The following is a 16,682-nucleotide window of genomic DNA, read 5'->3' on the forward strand; positions in this document are numbered from 1 at the left end:
TCGATGAATCTGATTCACTTATGGAATGCTGTCGAATGTCCCGATATCGGCAATTCGCGCCTTTGAAGCCGCCGCTCGCACGGGATCATTTCGCGATGCGGCGAATGAGCTTCACCTGACGCCGAGTGCCGTCAGTCATGCCATCCGCAAGCTGGAGGACACACTTTGCACCGTCCTGTTCGAGCGCAGTGCGCGGTCCGTACGGCTCACGCCGGCTGGCGAAAATCTGATGCGCCACACGGGAGCGGCCTTCGATCAGCTTCGCCGTGGCCTTGAGGAAGTCGCTGCGCGCGGACCGCAATTGGTGCGCGTCCACTCCGCGCCAAGCTTTGCCGCGCAATGGCTGGCGCCGCGGCTTGCACAGTTTCTCGCCGCTTATCCGAAGCTCGAAGTCCGCCTGGCTGCGAGTACGGACTACGCGCGCTTCAGCAACGATGATTTTGATATCGACATCGTCTACGGTCCGCCGCGCGCCGAGGGCGTCGAGGTGGTTCCTCTCCCGGAGGAGACGGTCACTCCGCTCTGCTCGCCTGCCCTTGCAAAATCGATCAGGAAGCCCGCCGATCTCCTCGATCGCACGTTGATCCGCTCCGACGTGAAGCAGGTTCAGTGGCACCAATGGTTCACCGCCAACGGATTGGAGGCCCCTGCACTCCACGGCATGAGGTTCGATCGCAGCTTTCTCGCGATCGCGACAGCCGCGGAGGGATTGGGAGTAGCGTTGGAATCAACGCTTCTGGCCGAACGCGAACTGGCGAGCGGGCGATTAGTTGCGCCACTGGCAGGACGCGCCAACGATATCCGCTACGTCGGCCATCGTCTGATCTACCCCCGCGCCAGCCGACAGAGATCTGCGGTACGAGCCTTTGCAGATTGGCTCGTGGCGCAACTCGCTGGCAAGTCCGCAGGTTCCTCGCACTAAGACCGAAGTCAAGCCGAGCATCACCGCCCTCGAGCTGCGATGGTCGCGTCTTCAACGCATAGAAGTCGGCGCCAAAAGCAAACGGGCCTCCATACATGCTCGCAATCGTCCCATTCGCGCCCGTTATCCGAGGTGCTACCATCGGGAGTAGGCGATGGCAGAAGATCGTGTGGCGTGCAAAATCGTGCGATTGGTATCGGGCCCCACCAGCCAAACAAAATACGGTCCAATTTTACGCACGAGGCAATCTGTCAGGTCTGCAACGCGCTGAACTCTATAGTCCCGGAGACGTTTGGCGAACCTCGGTATCCGCGGCAAAGCGGCTGAACTCGCGAAAGATCGATGGCAGCGCATGTTCGTCGTCATCAAGCAAAGATCACGTCCATTGGCTATCCGGAAAGCAGCCGGTGCCTCGCGCCTCGACCGACTGTTGACCTCCGAAGGCAAAGGTCACACGGCGAATCGTGTCGCCGATCCAGCACGATGTCCAAATGGTCGTCCTTGCGCCAGCTCAGAGCGGTGTTGCTCCTGCTCGCTCCGTCCGTTGCCTCGGGCGACGGCGTTGCGTCGGACCGGACCGCGGCAGCGCGCGCACGCCGCCGCCCCCCGCGCGTTCAGGCCGGCGAACGCTGGCCTCACCCCGCAGAGTCGCTGCGGTACCGGCCGGCCGAGGTCTGGTAGTACCGCGCGCAGATGGCCACCATGGCCTCGATCAACGATCCCCACGGCGCCGGAAAGCGCTCTTCAGCCATCACCCGGTGCAGCATGCGCGTATAGCCGGCCAGCTCGTCGTTGAGGAACTCCACCGCAGGCATAGCTGGATAGCACTGCAGCAGCAGGATCGCCGCGTTGTCGGCCTCGCCGGCCGACCTGTCCACGTCCCGTCCGTGCAGATCGTTCTGCAGGCGTCCTATCGCGGAGATGAGCCGCAGGACCTGGCGAAACGCGGGACGCGCGCGCAAGGTTGCCATGTCCAGCCCCCACAGCAACGACAGGCAACAGAACACGTTCGCGTAGGCTATCGAATCGATGCCGTTGTGCAGGTACTCGGCGTAGGACCAGCGTTCCGGCCCTGCCGTCTGCGCGTGTCCGGCGCGCAGCGCCGCGCAGTAGCGCCGGGTATCCTCGAGCAGCTGAGCGTAGTCGCGACGGTCGTAGGCGAGCGCGGCCAGCGAAGCTCGCAGCACAGCGCAGCCCTCGAATCCGGGGAGCGCGCACGGCTCGCCCCGCCCCAGCGCCTGCTCCACCGCGGCGAGCTGCTCCGGCAAGATCAGGCCAAGGTCGTTACAATCGTCGAGCCAGAACAGCAGCGCCAGTTCGCGATAGAACGCCAAGATCAGTGTTTCGTCCTGCGGATCGCGACCGGTGCGGACGCTGATGTCGCGCAGGCTCGGGCGGATACGCTGCAGAATGTACTGGCCGCCATTGACCGCTTCCACGGCATGCTCGTCAGCGAAGCCGGTCAGGGAACGCCCCCACTCCAGCACCTGATGCAGCGCGCGCTCTGGTTGGATCATGGCGCCGCTCCTGCTCCCTCGTTACGACGCGCCGCTCCAACGAAGCGCCAGCCACAACCCGGCGAGTTCGGCCACGCGCACGACCCGAGTGGGGCAATACAGTTCCTTGCCGATCCACAACGGCGTTTTCGGCAATGCATGCGCTGCATGGCGGGCGAGCATCCACTCCAGCGCACGCGCCACCACCTGCGCGATGCGCCGGCGCCCTGTGGTCTCTTCGCTCTCGTCCATCACGCGCAACGCGAACAACGCATAGGCGGTTTCCTCGAAGGTGGACGCGCGACCGGCGCCCCAGCCGCCGTCGCCGCGCTGCGCCTGCAGCAGCGCCGCCAGCGCGCGCTCGTCCCGCCACTGGGGCTCGCCTTGCGCCAGCGCAGCGACCGCATGCGCGGTGGGATACAGCCACGAAACGTGCCATTTTTCGTTGTCCCATAGACCGTGCGGGTTGCGATTGGCCTCGACGTAGGCGCTGGTGCGGGCGGCGGGCTTTCCCAACAGTCGCAACGCATGCAGGGCGTGGATGTTGGTCGACACCGAGGGATTGCGCTCGCCGGGGAAGGTGACGAAAAGCTCGCCGATTTCAAAATGGCGCAACGTATCGACCGCCGCGTCGCGGCCTGCAAGGTGCAGGACGCATAACGCAACGGCGGTGTCGTCCGCATCAGCCGCGAAATGCAAGGCCGGGCCCAGACCGCGCACGCTCAGGCGGACGGCGAGCTGCGCGACAATCACGCGGACCGGCTCGGCGAGCGCGGGATGCGCGAACAGCCCGGCCAGATACAGGGTGTACAGCGACCAGCATGGCTCGAATACATTGATCGGCCACACGTTCGGAAAGACGCCTTCGATGCCGCTGCGCGTCGCCCGCGATGCCATCTGGAGATACGCATCGGCGCGCCCCACCTCCGGCGTGCTTCCCCGCGTCAGGGCGTACGCAAGCCAGGCGGCGGTGGCCGCCGGACTGATGCCGATGCTGCCCTCGTCATCCGGGCATGCGGTCGTCGGCGACGTCCCCCAGGCTTCCCAGGAGTGCAGCAACGGATGACCGCTCGGCAACATCGCCACCGCCCCCAGCTTGTCCAGGCGCGCTTGCCGCAACGGCAACAGCGCTGGATGGCGCGGAAACGCTACGCCACCCAGCAAGGATGCGGCCTCACCGCAAAACTGCGGCAGGATCAGCTCCGCGCCGATCGGCGCGTCTTCCGGCACCGCATGCGCGTAGGGATCGGGTTGGACCCGGAGAAACCGGGTTGCAGCCTGGACTGCGTCGGCAGCACCGGGAAGAGGATCGGCACGCTGCAATGCCAGTAACGCTGCCCAAGTGGGCGCATGCCGGAACAGCGGGAAGTCTGCGCTTCCCCATCCGCCGTCGGCATGTTGCTGCGCGATGAGCCACGCGTAAGCGTCCTGCCGTCCGGTGACTTTGCCGTGGAAGCGCAGCGCCCGCGCCGTGTCGTAGACAGACGGACCGACGCTGCCGCCATCGCTCATTTCGCTCAGCAGGCCGCGCAATTCGGAAAGGATCTGTTCGGAGAGCGCGTTCACGCTGATTTTCCCTATGCAGGCGCTTGAGAACCGGGATCGGACAGACGCTGCGCATGTGGCCGCAAGCTCGTCGCATAGGCAGCGCTGGACGGCCGCCCTGCTCCGGCGCGGCGAGGTCCCCGATGCTGGCGCCGGTCCACCGCGTAGGCTTGCGCGCGGGGCGCCGCGTGCGCCGGGGCGGGCAACCGCTGCGATCGGCACCGCGACTCGGACAAAGTGCAGCATGTACCTCTGTCGCCGGTCGATTGCAGCGGCAAAGGGGCGTCTCCATGCGGACGGGCGCGCTCATGTGCATGGCGCGTGCTTGAATAGATACCCATTGGCCCGCTGTAGGAGTTGCGCCAATCGTGCCGCACGCGGCCCCAGCGGCGCGATGGCCTCCCCGGCATCGCGCAAAAGATCCAGCGCGAACTGGCGTGCTGCCTGAAGTCCCATGATCGACGCGCAGGTCGGCTTCTGCGCCGCCGCGTCCTTGCCAGGGGTCTTGCCCAGCGTCGCGGTATCCGCTGTCACGTCGAGAATGTCGTCGATCACCTGCAACGCCAGGCCGAAACAGGCGCTGTAGTGATCGAGCGCACAGTACAGCGCTGCGTGCGCGGCATTCTCCGCGAGAGCGCATAGGGCGCCCATGCGAACGGACGCGCGCACTAGCGCTCCGCTCTTCATCCGGTGCATCGTCACGATCCTGTCCAGCTCGACGTGCTTTCCCACCAGAGACAGATCCATGGCCTGCCCGCCTGCGGCACCGTGGGCTGACACCGCCTGCGCCAGTTCGCGCACGAGCGCGATACTGTTGTTGCCAGGCGCATCCAGGCTCGCAAGAGTGAGGAAGGCGTGCGCCTGCAGCGCATCGCCGACCAGGATCGCAGTAGCTTCGCCGTACTTGACGTGCACGGTCGGAAGGCCGCGACGAAGCACGTCGTCGTCCATCGCGGGCAGATCGTCATGGACCAGGGTGCTGGCGTGCATCATCTCGATGGCGGCGCCGACGTCATCGAGCATGTGCGCCGGCGCGTCGGCCAGCGTGCCGGCAGCCAGACAGAGCAAGGCGCGGGTGCGCTTCCCGCCCTGCAAGGTGGCGTAGCGCATCGCCGCCATGAGCTCGGTCTCACCGTCATGTTCGGCGCAGAGAAGACGCGCCAGCAACTGTTCGACGCGGTTTGCGCCCTCATGCATCCAGATCTCGGGCAGCAGGCTGCCGGATGCGCCGCCCGCCTGCGCGCCCAATCTGCCGAGCGCGGAATTACCAGCTCTGTCATCGTGTGGCGTAGAACCGGTCTGCATGTTGTCCATGTCCTTGCCCCTGACAGGCGAGCCGCCGCAGTGTTGTCTGCGTCGCACCGTGCGCGCGCCGGGTGCAGCACTGCCGCGCGTCGCGGACGCCACTGCCTCGCCGCAGGGGCATGTGATGCCAGCTCATGAGAATCCGATGCGCATAGTCATGGACGGATGTGCGGTCGGGTAATAGCGCCGGCCTTTTTCGACGCCGCTCAGCAACCGCGGCCGCGCCCCGCCCTTGTGCATCGTCAGTGCCAAGGCGATGCAGAACTGCACCAGTTCCAGACATGCCAGGTGGTAACCGATGCAGACGTGTTGACCGGTACCGAACTGCAGCATGTCCGCCAGCCGGATCGGCTCGGTGCGTTCCAGCCACCGCGCAAAGCGAAACTGATGAGGCGCCTCGTGCAGCAGCGCCGAGGTCGAGAAATGCAACAGCGGGATGCACAGATCGGTGCCCGCGGGAATGTGCCGTTGGCTGAGTCGCAATTCACGCACTGCGCGACGCACCAGGAGCGGCGTCGGCGGATGCATGCGCAGCGTCTCGCGGAACAGCGCCTCGGCGACCGGACACTCCGCCAAGTCGGCGTGCCGCGTCGGCACCGCGCCCACGCGTTGCGCCTCCTCGACCAGAGCGTCCCACAGCCCAGGCTGCCGCGCCAGCTCGATCACCATCCAGGCCATCGTTGAAGCGGTGGTGTCGTGACCACCAAGCAGCAGCAAGCGGATATTGGCGACGAGGACCTCATCGGAGAGCGCATCGTCGCTGCGATCGAAGGCGCTCACCATGTCGTTGATCAACCCGGTGCGCGCGGCATGTTCGCGCGCGTCGCGAACGAAGTCGCGCAACCGCGCATCGATCCAGTCGCGGGCGGCGCGACCGCGCCGCAAGGGCAGTCCGGGCAGGTCCACCGGGGGCGCGACGATCAACTGCAGCAGTTGCCGGTACTTGCGACGCCATTCCGGCAGGTCCTCCGCGGGGATTCCCATGAGGCTGAAGATGAGCTTGAGCATCAGATCGCCGGTTTCGCGCAGGATGGTTACGTCGCCGCGGTCGCGCCACCTCTGCACCCGCGCCCGGATGACGGGCGCGAACAGCTCGCCGACGCCGGCCTGGGTCAGCCCCGTGGGCAGGAACGCCGCCTGGATCGCACCGCGCGCCTGCCGGTGCGCGCCGCCGTCCTGGGCGACCAACGTTCCGCCAAACAATTCGGGCGCGATATCTTCGATCAGCGCCGAGGACACGTCCTTGTGCCGGAGCAGTGCGATCGCATCCGGATCCAGACAGGTCACCATGTGTCCGGCAGGGCCGAAGTCCAGCCAGAAGTGGCTGCCCAGCGTCCGTTCCGCGCGCCGCAGCAGGCGCGGCAGGTCGCAGACGATGGCGGGAAGATGCCCGACCAAGGGGAAAGCGCCGGGCACGACCGGGATGTCGTGCCGCAACCGATCTCGGCGGTTCAGCGGGTTGAGCAGCATGTCCATCAGCAGCGCGGCGACGCAGCCGCTTCGGCGGTCTCGCCGGAAGGCCGCGCGGCGCGGCTGTTCCCACCGTCGGCGTACGTCGGCACATGCGCCAGCATGCCGCCGTCGATGCACACCACTTGTCCGGTGATGAACGCAGCATCGTCGGAGAGCAGGAACGCCACCAGCGCGGCCACGTCCTCGGGGCGGCCGACGCGCGGCAGGAGCTGGTGCCGGCGCAGATGCCGTTGCATGCACTCGTCGAGCTTGGCCAGGAGACGCTCGGTCATGATGAGACCCGGCGCAACCGCGTTGCAGCGGATCTGCGCATGACCGTACTGGGTGGCGAGCGAGGCCGATAGCATGTTCATCGCCGCCTTCGATGCGGCGTAGGACGTCAGCGCAATGTCACCGCTGAGCCCCTGGCAAGACGACATGTTGACGATCGCGCCACCGCCGCGGGCGATCATCCCTGGGATGGCCTGCCGGCAGCAGAGCAATGTGCCGCGCAGATTGGTTGCCATGGTCTCATCCCAGACCGCCAGGTCCAGGTCGAGGATCGCGCGGTCGCGCGGAGTCAGATGCATGGCGCCCGCGTTGTTCACCAGGAGATCGACCGCACTGAAGTGCCGCGCCGCCGTATCGAACAGCGCTGCCACAGCCTGCGCCTCGGCGATGTCGATGGCCAGGGCGAGCGCGCGACCCGCCTCGGCAGCGATTTGCGCGGTGCACGCCGAGGCCGCCGAGCCATCGATGTCGGCGACCACCACTCTGCCGCCCTCGCGCGCGATGGCGAGGGCGCATGCCTTGCCGATCCCGGCGCCGGCGCCGGTCACCACGGCTACCTTGCCTTCAAACCGTCCCATGGTGTCCTCCTGGATTGCGTTGATCTCGCGCGGCATGCCGCTCCGCCTCCGCCGGAGAAGGCGCACTGTCGGCGCTGGCGCGCTCGTCACCGCCAGCTTCGCTTCTGATGACGCGAATGGCGGCGACCGGGCACTGGCTGGCTGCGAGCCGCACGGCGACGTGCAGCGCCTGCGGGACGGTCGCCCCGCACACTTCGGCGACGCCGTCCGGTTCGCGCTGGCGAAAAGTACCCGGTAGCGTCAGCACGCACTGTCCGCTGGTCCCGCACAGATCTTGGTCGACCACCACGCGCATCTCAGCCCCCTGCGCACGCAGCCGCACCGGCAGCGCGCGGAACGTCCTAAGGAATGCGGAGGGCTCCCGGGTGGGCAGCTCGGCCAATGCCAGCGCGGGGAAGCGCGCCTGAATCCGCGGCAAACTTTCGGCCAACTGCACCCGGGCCAGTTGCGCACCGAGGCAGAAGTGGATGCCGTGGCCGAAGCTCAGCATGATCTTCCCGTCGGTCGACATGCCGGGACTGGTGCCGTAGAACCGCGCGGGATCGAAGCGGTCGGGATCGGCGAAGGCGTCAGGGTCGCGATTGCCAGACGCGATCAGCACGCGCACGTCCGCGTTCTTCGGGATCACCACGCCGCCTAATTCGATGTCGCGCTGGGCGATACGCGGAATGGAGCTGAACATTGCCGGCGCGTCGCAGCGCAGGACTTCTTCGACGAATGCCTTCACCCCCATGGCGTCTCCCTGCAGCCAGTGCCGCTGTTCGGGATAGGCCAGCATCGCCAGGACCGCATGGTCGATGGTCGCAGCAGTGGTGGCGAAGCCACCCAGCAGCATGCCCCACAACATGCTGATCAACTCCGCATCTGACAGCGTGTCGGCATCGTCGTCGTGTGCGCCGACCAGCATCGACACGATGTCGTGGCTGGGATCGGTGCGCTTGCGCTGTATGAGACCGCCGAAGTAGGCCTTCACTCTGGCACTGGCCGCGTCCGCCGCGGCGAGCCGGGGATCGCTGGTGTGCGGGCTCAGGCCTTCCAGAATGGCGCCGATGCCGGCGGCGAGCCCGAACATGTCGTCCTGGGGCATGCCAAACAGTTCGGCGAAGACCAGTATTGGCAAGGCCAGCGCGAATTCCCGATGCAGGTCCACGGCCTCCCCACGCTCCAGCGCGGGCGCCATGCCGTCCAGCCGCGCTTCGACAATGCGCGCGATGCTCGGCCGCAGGTTGTCGATCTGGCCCATGGTGAAATCGCGCGAGATCAGCCGGCGCAGACGCGTATGCGTCGGTGGGTCCTTCATCGCTAGTGTGGAGGCCAGCAGATTGAGCGACAGGCTGGTCGCCGCATGCGGAAAATAACGCGCCAGTTCGCTCGGCGCCGGTCCCCGAAACGCATCGCCTGTGGCCTTGAGAGCCCAGTGGATGTCGGCGTGTCGACTCAACAGAAAGAGGCCCGACGCCGCGCGATGCACCGGGTCGTGGTCGCGCAACCACCGCATGAACGGATACGGATCGTGGATCCACGCCGGCGACGCCAGTTCGGCGAAGGCGTCCCGGCATGCTGTCGTGGTTTCTTGGACGTCCATCTTCATTACCTGTTGGCTGGCTGATCTGACCGGTGCACGAGAGGTGCGCCCGCAAACACGATCGCGTCCCCCAGCCGCGTCCGCACATCACCAGAAAACCGGGAACTCATCGAACCCGCCAGTGATGATCTCCTTGCGCAACTTCAATTGTTCGGGCGCGACGGCCAGGCGCAGCGCGGGAAAGCGCTGGAAAGATCGAACCGAACACCGCCTTGAGTTCCAGCCTTGGCCAGCTCCCCGCCGATGCAGGAGTGCGGCCCGTGGGAGAACGCCAGGTGCGGTTTTTCCTGGCGTCCTATGTCGAAGATTCCCGGCTCGTCGAAATTCCGCGGATCGAACGACGTAGCCGGCAGGCCGACCAGCACCTTGCTCTCCGCGCGGGAATATGCACGCCCGCGATGGTCACGTCGGTGGGTGAACGCCGTCGGCGGCATTCCCGCCGGCCGGAACGCCGCATCGGACAGCGCCACCTTGGCCTCGTCGTAGCCTGTCACCCACCAGCCTTCGTGCCCGGACGGGAAACGCACGCGGTGGATCGGACCGTTGGCGCGTAGCGCCAACATCTCGGGCGATGGCTCAATGTGATCGATGCGCCACATCGGCAGCATCGGCAGGGGTTGTTCGGACACGGTGGCACTTCACTCTCTAAGCGATGGAAGGGCGGAAGTGCCCGCACGCGCTACGGTCACCGGCTTCACGTGCGCTTGCGTTCACTTCTGTTCGTCAACGATGATCGGCGGGGACGGCGACCGAACCCTGGAGCCTAATGTTGGCTTTAGCCAGCTACCGAATCTTGTAGTAGCCCCCTAAGCTAAGCGCCTGGTCCCGGCCGCATGCGCGTCTCAGAACACGGACCTGCAGCGCGATGCGCTGCTCGGCTCGCCAAGAGCGCTTTAGTCCAGGAGCGTGTTGCAAGCCACTTGCGCACGTTCACGTTAGCATCCGTGCCAAACTTCGAAGCGCGTTCTCGTCGACGAACTGCACGGTCACGAAATCCGGCGCGGCGCGACCTCGCCCGCCTCGGCTTCGTCATCGAACCCAAGGCCGGCTAGCTCTGCCGGCGCCGCTTCAGACTCCGCGAGAGATAGGGACACCCTCGGTTGGGAACGCCTTGGCGTATTCGATCGCCGCCTCAACCTGATCCGCGTCAGCGATGGAAAATCGTCGACAATCTCCTCTGCCGATTGCCCCCGCGCGAGGGCGTCCACCATAGGCGGGAACTTTCGTGTTTTAATGATGGGTTGGTTGCGATCACCTAGGACCTGTACCCATCGACGCAGTTCAGACGATGAAGGCGGCTTTTGAGGTCGGCGTCGATCTTGCCGAGATCAAGGAGCTAGCTTGCCAAACGCGCCTCGGTGCGTGTCGAAGGACAGCTGCCCGATCACTACATACAGGCGACCCCGGGTGAGATCTCTAAAGGTCCATGAATGCCTGGATCAGCCCGCAGGAAAATAGCTACGGAAACAGAGCTCGACGGACTGAAGCGGCTGAGTGGAATCGCCCCCGTCCCAAATAAATCCGAAGCGGTCACGTCAAAACAGGAAGCGAGACGCTCTACGGGGAGCGACTGAAATTGGCAGCTTTCTCGCACATTGACTTGCGTTTATCTCGACGACCACCAACGGAGAGTCTTCATGTACATACCAACCCACTTTCGAGATGACGACATCGAGAACATTCGAGCGACAATCCGCTGCGCCCGATTGGCCACCCTAGTCACAGCGACATTAGATGGGCCACTTGCGACGCCTCTTCCGCTCTTCCTCGATGAGAGCGAAGGCGAACACGGTACGTTATACGGGCATCTGGCGAAGGGCAATCCGCAATGGCGCACGGCCCCGATCGGAGAAGCTCTGGCGATCTTTACTGGCGCAGAGGCTTATGTGACGCCATCCTGGTATCCCAGCAAGCGACAAGCTGAACATGTGGTGCCGACATGGAATTACATCGCGGTCCACGCCCATGGGCCGATTGAGTTCTTCGACGATCCCACTCGCCTGCTTGAGGTTGTGACTCGTCTGACGAATATCCATGAGACGTCACGTGCGACGCCCTGGGCCGTCAGCGATGCTCCCGCGGATTTCGTCGCCGCCCAGTTGCGTGAAATCGTCGGCGTGCGCATCCCGATCACCATGGTCGAAGGCAAACGCAAGATGAGCCAAAACCGCCCCGCGCCTGATCGCATTGGTATCGCCACCGGCTTAGCGGCGAGCAAACTACCACGGGACCAGGAAGTTGCAGCTCTTATCTTGGTTCAGGACTGAGACGATAATGTGCAAGACCGGCGCCGCAGCCATCTTACATCTACAGCTCTCACAGACTGCAGCGGTCGGGCCATCAATTACCTCGCGATCACGAACGGAAACGTCAGCTCGGGCTTGCCGCACTGTGCAGACACCTGTCGGTATTCTGACAGAGGCACAATCTCGTGTCAGGTCCAGTACAACGCGCATAGTAAGGTTTCAGACTTTCGAAAGCCCATTCGACTTTGCGCCCCCCGCTGCCTGGGATGGCTATTGCTTAAAACAAAACGATCCAACAGAGCCACTCAGGCAGCAATGCTCACGCTCTCCAAACTCTCTCTCGCCACCAAAGCAATTACATTGTTGAACCAATTCGCGCGCAAGTGCAAGGACTTGCAATCGAGACTCACGTCAGCGACATTTTGACATTTGCGAGCCGCGCAACTCAGTTTAGGAGCATGAGCAAGCAAGAGCGGCTGCGCTTGTATATGCAGGCAATGATTCGCCCCCGAAGGAGCCGTCATCGTCATAGCGAGCGATATGCCAGTTGAGACAGAACTTGCCCGCAGTCTGGATCTCGCCAACGTATAAATCTTGGATCATTTGTTTCCGAGGCGCGCTTGCGCGCGGCAGGGCCGGACTACATGATTCATGCACCATAACTATTGCCAATTCTACAGAAGCATTGGTTTCTTCAACGCAGTTAGTGATTACAGCATGACTGCAGATTTGCCGTTTTCTCGCTACTGCTGTCCGCTTCGCGATTCGACACTCGAAGGGGTGAGCTCGGTGAGCGAGTTCTTTCGTCACTCGGCCCAACAACGGGTTCAGTTCGAGGTCCCGCGCCAAATGCCACGATTCGTTTACTGCCCATTGTCGAGTACATGCTTGTGTTTCGCTTGGCACGATGCTTGCTGAAGATCATTTAAGGGGCGAGGAAGAACTGCAAGGGCTTGGAAAAGCAAGATGAGCACAAACGCTTTGGTCGGATGCGTCATTCCGAGGACCGATGTTGTGAAACGTGCAGCGCGCATCGGTGCCGAAGTCAAGAATATCAAGCTATCGGGCGACCTACCGGATCACATGATCGCCGCGATCAACAGATTATTGCTCGAGCACAAGGTGATCTTCTTCCGCAATCAAGGACATCTGAATGACGCTGAGCATGAGCGCTTTGCCGCTCGTCTCGGAAAGCTAGTGCCACATCCGATGCTCGCTGCTACCAAGGGGATGGCGTCGCTCCTCGAACTCGACTCCACTCGCGGCGGCGGTCGCGCCGACGTTTGGCATGCGGATGGGACCTTCGCCGACGCCTATCCAAAGATTCTGGTCCTGCGGGCCGTTGTAATGCCAACGTTCGGAGGCGACACCGTGTGGTCGAACACAGCTGCCGCTTATCTTGGTTTGCCCCCGCCGCTACAACGGCTTGCCGAGGGCCTATGGGCCGTTCACAGCAACGTCTTCGATTACGCCGGGATCGCGCGGGTCCGCGAGGTCGACAAGAAGCATTTTGAGGAGGTGTTCACCAGAACGGTTTTTGAGACCGAGCATCCCGTCGTACGCGTCCATCCCGAAACAGGCGAGCGGACGCTAGTGCTCGGCGCCTTGGTGAAGCACTTTATTGGCATCCGCAAATACGACGGACAAAAGCTGTTCGATCTGCTCCAGTCCCACATCACCGCGCCCGAAAACACTGTGCGCTGGAATTGGCTAGAGGGCGATATTGCGCTGTGGGATAACCGCGCAACGCAGCATTACGCGGTCAACGATTACGGGGACCAGCATCGCGTCGTACGTCGGGCCACGATCGAGGGTGACGTGCCTCTCAGTGTCGATGGCCGGAGCAGTGTAACGCGACTGAAGGTGACCGAATAACTGCACGTCGACTCCCAGCGCCCCCGGCTGAAAACTGGGAAAAATTCGTAATCGGAGTTGTTTCGGGAAAACTCGAAAGCACACCGACGCCATATCTCAGCTCTTAATGCCAACTCGGCAGCGCTTCGCAACCACGAGCATCACTGTCCTTCACCGGCGGCCGGTATGTGGGCTTCACGTTTCAGTTTAGAAAATCCTCGGTCAGTGGCCATAAAGCGCGCCAACATGGGGGCGATGAGTTTAGTCGGATCGACCACTTGACCACCCTGACGCGTAAGCACTTCTGCATAGGCGATGAGATCACGATGCACGGCGGCGGGCAGCTCCGCAGTCACTTTGACCGGCTTGTCGTCTGGAAGCTCTCCTATTTTAAGTTTGGACATGTTGTCACCCTCTATATGGGGTAAGTATCAGATCATGGTTGACAAGAACACGAACCGGGAAACCAGGTCGTACGGTTAGAGTCGGCTGGATGTTGAGGCTTCTACGGACGACCTGCTGCCCGGTCTGGTTCAGTGAATCCGAGGCACCGTGTCGCAATGCCTGGATGATGGCGCTGTCGTTGCTGTTGGTGTCCGAGCCGGCCCCAAGTTCGGTGCCGACCGCCAGAAACGTCGATAGAGCCGCGGCCTTGAACAGCTCTCCCCAGTGGTTGTCGACTTGGTCTTCAAGGCCCGCGTAACCTGCGGTGTCAGCGCCAGGCTGCCGCTCGAGAACGATAGACCGTCCATTCGGCATGATCAGCCGGGTCCAGACGAGCAGCACGCGTGACTGGCCGAAAGTGACCTGGCTATCGTAGATCCCGATCAGACGCGCTCCCTGGGGCACAAGCAGAAAGCGGCCGGTCGGCGTGTCATAGACATTCTCGGTTACCTGCGCCGTAATTTCGCCTGGCAGGTCCGATCGGATTCCGGTGATCAGGGCTCCCGGAATAACCGTCCCAGCCTGAACGAGATATGGTGAAGCGGGCCTGGTGACGCGGTCAGGGCTGACCGTGCGGCGGTCCACGGAGGCGTTCACGAAGGCAAGCTTTCGGGCCTGTCCGTTCTGCGCAGATCCATCGTCGACCGTGCCCGTTGCGTTCGGTAGCGCGACGCGGTCGCCTCCAACAGCCGCCGCGGCGGGCGGACGCACTTCTCTCCCATTCGTCGAAGCGAACAGATGGCTGATGCGGGCTGCTTCGGTCTCTTGATCCCGGCGCTGCTGGTCCGGATCAGCGCCGTTCGTCGGCGACTGGCCTTGGGCTGCAAGAATCGGTCGACCGAGATCCCCGGGTAGCGGCGGGCCAAGCTGCGGGACTGCCTGGCGCGGAACGCCAGCGTAGTCTTTGGGCAGCGCCGTTATGCCGTCGGCAACATTGTGGTGATCGGTGCTGTAAACCTCATCGGTCGCCTGATTTCGATGGCGGTTGCTCGCTAGCGACCACAACACGGTTCCACCGATGACGAACAACACGACAGCAGTCCCTCCGGCGAGAACTTTCCGCGACAACCGGGTTACTCGCGGTTGCTCTGCTCTCAGGCGGAAGCTTCCGGACGGATCCTCTTGTGTCGCTGATGGGACGGATTGCTCGTGATCGTTTCCACTCAAGCTGCTCATGACGACGGCCTCCCGTCTGTCCTGACAATCCTGACTTTCTGCTGGTGTTCACCCCCGAGCCGTAGTTCAGCGGCTGCAAACAGCCGATCGACGATCAGCACGTTACCGGAGGCGCGATAGTTGACGAGCTCGGTTTTGCCATCCGGTCCGATGACAAAGAGCGGAGGCATCTCACCTTGCACGATGCCTTGCGGGAATTCGACATAGACCTTGCGGCCATCGTCATATGCGGTGAGCGGCCGCCAGGGAGGATTGTCTCCTTTGATCGCATAGCGGAAGATGCGCTGCGCCGGGTTCGGAAGAACGGGCTTCAGAGCGACCGAACGCGATCGTTCCCGTGCAGTTTCTGGGTAGTACCAGGCGACAGACGGCATGTATGGGCGTTCGCGGGAGCGGAGCTCGATCAGGTAGGTGCGCCGGTCAGTATTGACCACTAGGTTAGTCTCGATCGAAGCTCGGGTCGGCTTGACCAAGATATGGACGCGCCGTGTGTCGCCGCTCCCGCTCTCGGTATCGCCCACGACCCAGCGCACGGTATCTCCGGCCGCGATCGGTCCTGATCCCGTCAACTGTTCTCCCTCCTCGAGCGCGATATCCGTGATCTGCCCCGGCGCGGCGTAGATCTGATAGAGCGCCCCGGGACTGTAGGCGTAGATCTGCGCCGCGTTGAAATACCCTCGCTTGCGCGGTTCGACCCGGGCTGCGCCGTTTGCGGTCTCGACCCGGCTCACGGGTTCAGCATCTTCCTTACCTCCCGACTTGCCGCCGAAAGCCGGCTTCCAGAGGGGTGGAACGTGAAGCGGTCGCGATCTGTCGTCGAGAGCCACCGGCGCCGCCGGTAACGGAGGAACTTCAGTGTCATAGCTGATCTCCGGCGGAATGTAGGTCGCGCACGCGCCGAGCGCCGAGGAAGCAAGCAGGAGAGCAAACAAGACTGCTCGCTTCGCGGTCAAGAATTCGGGCGGAGCCGGACTGATTCTGCTGTACGGGACGGGATGCTTCGAATGAACGTCGGACAGCGTCTTAGTCACTGACTCAACTCCTTCGACCAGTTGATGGCGCGAACGAAGACTCCAAGAGGATTCTTGCGCAGACGTTCGGCATCGCGCGGCGTTTCGATCACGATGGTGAGAATGGCGGTCCAGCGCTCGGTCGAACTCAACGAACCGTTGTCGTAGACACGCTCGGTCCACGCGACCCGAAAGCTCTCCGACGACGCGCGAATGACGCTCGAGACGTCCACTGAGATTTGGGCCTTGCCCAGCTTCGCAAAGGGGTCATTGTTGCGCGCATAGTCGTTGAGCGCAGCGGCGCCACGATCGGTCGTAAAATCATAGGCCCGGAGCCAATTCTGGCGCAGAACGATGCCGTCGGCCGGTAGGCCTCTGACATCCTCGATAAAGCGCGCCAGATGGTAGGCGATCTGCGGATCAGTGGGTTGATAGTCGGTGTTGGCCGGCGCAACCCTTTGGGCTTGGCCGAGATGATCGACTTCGACCACCCAGGGCGTGATTGAGCCTTGGCTCGATTGCCAAACCAGGCTGCCTGCGAGACCGGCTGAAAGCATCAGGCAGCCGAACGCCATCAGGCGCCAGTTCTTGGCTTGCACGCGCGCTGATCCAATTCGTTCGTCCCAAGCCTGCGCTGATTTCTGATACGGCGTGACCGGTTCCGGCATGCGCCCGTAATGAACGGAAGTTCGTTTGAACATCGATGGTTGCCCCTAGTATCGAGTGATCGGTTCCGAGTCGTGCGGTATGAGCGTTTGCGTCACCTGCGCAGCGGGTG

Annotated in this window: 12 protein-coding genes and 2 pseudogenes; 3 read left to right on the top strand and 11 right to left on the bottom strand. The window is 63.3% G+C overall.

Features of this window, described 5'->3' with window-relative positions:
• Positions 1-25: 25 nt before the first annotated feature.
• Positions 26-922: a LysR substrate-binding domain-containing protein gene (locus GPL20_RS04045; protein WP_157327924.1), complete on the top strand. Its 897-nt coding sequence runs from the start codon at positions 26-28 to the stop codon at positions 920-922.
• 635 nt (positions 923-1,557) lie between these two features.
• Here GPL20_RS04045 and GPL20_RS04050 read toward each other — a convergent pair.
• The 7 genes and pseudogenes from GPL20_RS04050 to GPL20_RS04080 form a co-directional block, all read right to left on the bottom strand.
• Positions 1,558-2,439, bottom strand: a complete 882-nt coding sequence (locus GPL20_RS04050) for a terpene synthase family protein (RefSeq protein ID WP_157327927.1) — start codon at positions 2,437-2,439, stop codon at positions 1,558-1,560.
• A pseudogene (locus tag GPL20_RS04055) lies at positions 2,436-3,984 on the bottom strand (hypothetical protein). Before GPL20_RS04055 ends, GPL20_RS04050 begins: the two are co-directional and overlap by 4 nt.
• A 285-nt stretch (positions 3,985-4,269) precedes the next feature.
• Entirely contained in the window at positions 4,270-5,268 is a 999-nt protein-coding gene (locus GPL20_RS04060; RefSeq protein WP_167532894.1) for a polyprenyl synthetase family protein, read from the bottom strand.
• A 132-nt stretch (positions 5,269-5,400) separates the two neighbouring features.
• Positions 5,401-6,744 (bottom strand): cytochrome P450, encoded by a 1,344-nt coding sequence (locus GPL20_RS04065; RefSeq protein WP_157327930.1) that lies wholly within the window; start codon positions 6,742-6,744, stop codon positions 5,401-5,403.
• Positions 6,744-7,589 carry an SDR family oxidoreductase gene (locus GPL20_RS04070; protein ID WP_157328215.1) on the bottom strand — a complete coding sequence of 282 codons (846 nt, stop codon included), beginning with the start codon at positions 7,587-7,589 and terminating at the stop codon, positions 6,744-6,746. The genes GPL20_RS04065 and GPL20_RS04070 overlap by 1 nt, the downstream gene beginning before the upstream one ends.
• A complete protein-coding gene (locus tag GPL20_RS40095; RefSeq protein WP_157327932.1) occupies positions 7,576-9,174 on the bottom strand; it encodes a cytochrome P450 in 1,599 nt (532 codons plus the stop codon). The genes GPL20_RS04070 and GPL20_RS40095 overlap by 14 nt, the downstream gene beginning before the upstream one ends.
• Before the next feature lie 87 nt (positions 9,175-9,261).
• Positions 9,262-9,803, bottom strand: a pseudogene (locus GPL20_RS04080) (cytochrome P450).
• Between the two features lie 1,008 nt (positions 9,804-10,811).
• On the opposite strand from GPL20_RS04080, the gene GPL20_RS04085 reads away from it, so the two are divergent.
• Positions 10,812-11,441, top strand: a complete 630-nt coding sequence (locus GPL20_RS04085; RefSeq protein ID WP_100232164.1) for an FMN-binding negative transcriptional regulator — start codon at positions 10,812-10,814, stop codon at positions 11,439-11,441.
• A gap of 945 nt (positions 11,442-12,386) precedes the next feature.
• Positions 12,387-13,295, top strand: a complete 909-nt coding sequence (locus tag GPL20_RS04090; RefSeq protein WP_157327934.1) for a TauD/TfdA dioxygenase family protein — start codon at positions 12,387-12,389, stop codon at positions 13,293-13,295.
• A gap of 140 nt (positions 13,296-13,435) precedes the next feature.
• On the opposite strand, the gene GPL20_RS04095 is transcribed toward GPL20_RS04090, so the two are convergent.
• The 4 genes from GPL20_RS04095 to trbF are packed head-to-tail and all read right to left on the bottom strand — an operon-like array spanning position 13,436 to position 16,605.
• A complete protein-coding gene (locus GPL20_RS04095) occupies positions 13,436-13,678 on the bottom strand; it encodes a DUF2274 domain-containing protein (RefSeq protein ID WP_157327936.1) in 243 nt (80 codons plus the stop codon).
• 4 nt (positions 13,679-13,682) lie between these two features.
• Positions 13,683-14,894: a TraB/TrbI/VirB10 family type IV secretion system protein gene (locus GPL20_RS04100; RefSeq protein ID WP_157327938.1), complete on the bottom strand. Its 1,212-nt coding sequence runs from the start codon at positions 14,892-14,894 to the stop codon at positions 13,683-13,685.
• Entirely contained in the window at positions 14,891-15,925 is a 1,035-nt protein-coding gene (gene trbG / locus GPL20_RS04105; RefSeq protein WP_254125782.1) for a P-type conjugative transfer protein TrbG, read from the bottom strand. The genes GPL20_RS04100 and trbG overlap by 4 nt, the downstream gene beginning before the upstream one ends.
• Entirely contained in the window at positions 15,922-16,605 is a 684-nt protein-coding gene (gene trbF / locus GPL20_RS04110) for a conjugal transfer protein TrbF (protein WP_157327940.1), read from the bottom strand. Before trbF ends, trbG begins: the two co-directional genes overlap by 4 nt.
• Positions 16,606-16,682: the final 77 nt, after the last annotated feature.

The organism is Bradyrhizobium cajani (assembly GCF_009759665.1).
Taxonomy (GTDB): Bacteria; Pseudomonadota; Alphaproteobacteria; order Rhizobiales; family Xanthobacteraceae; genus Bradyrhizobium; species Bradyrhizobium cajani.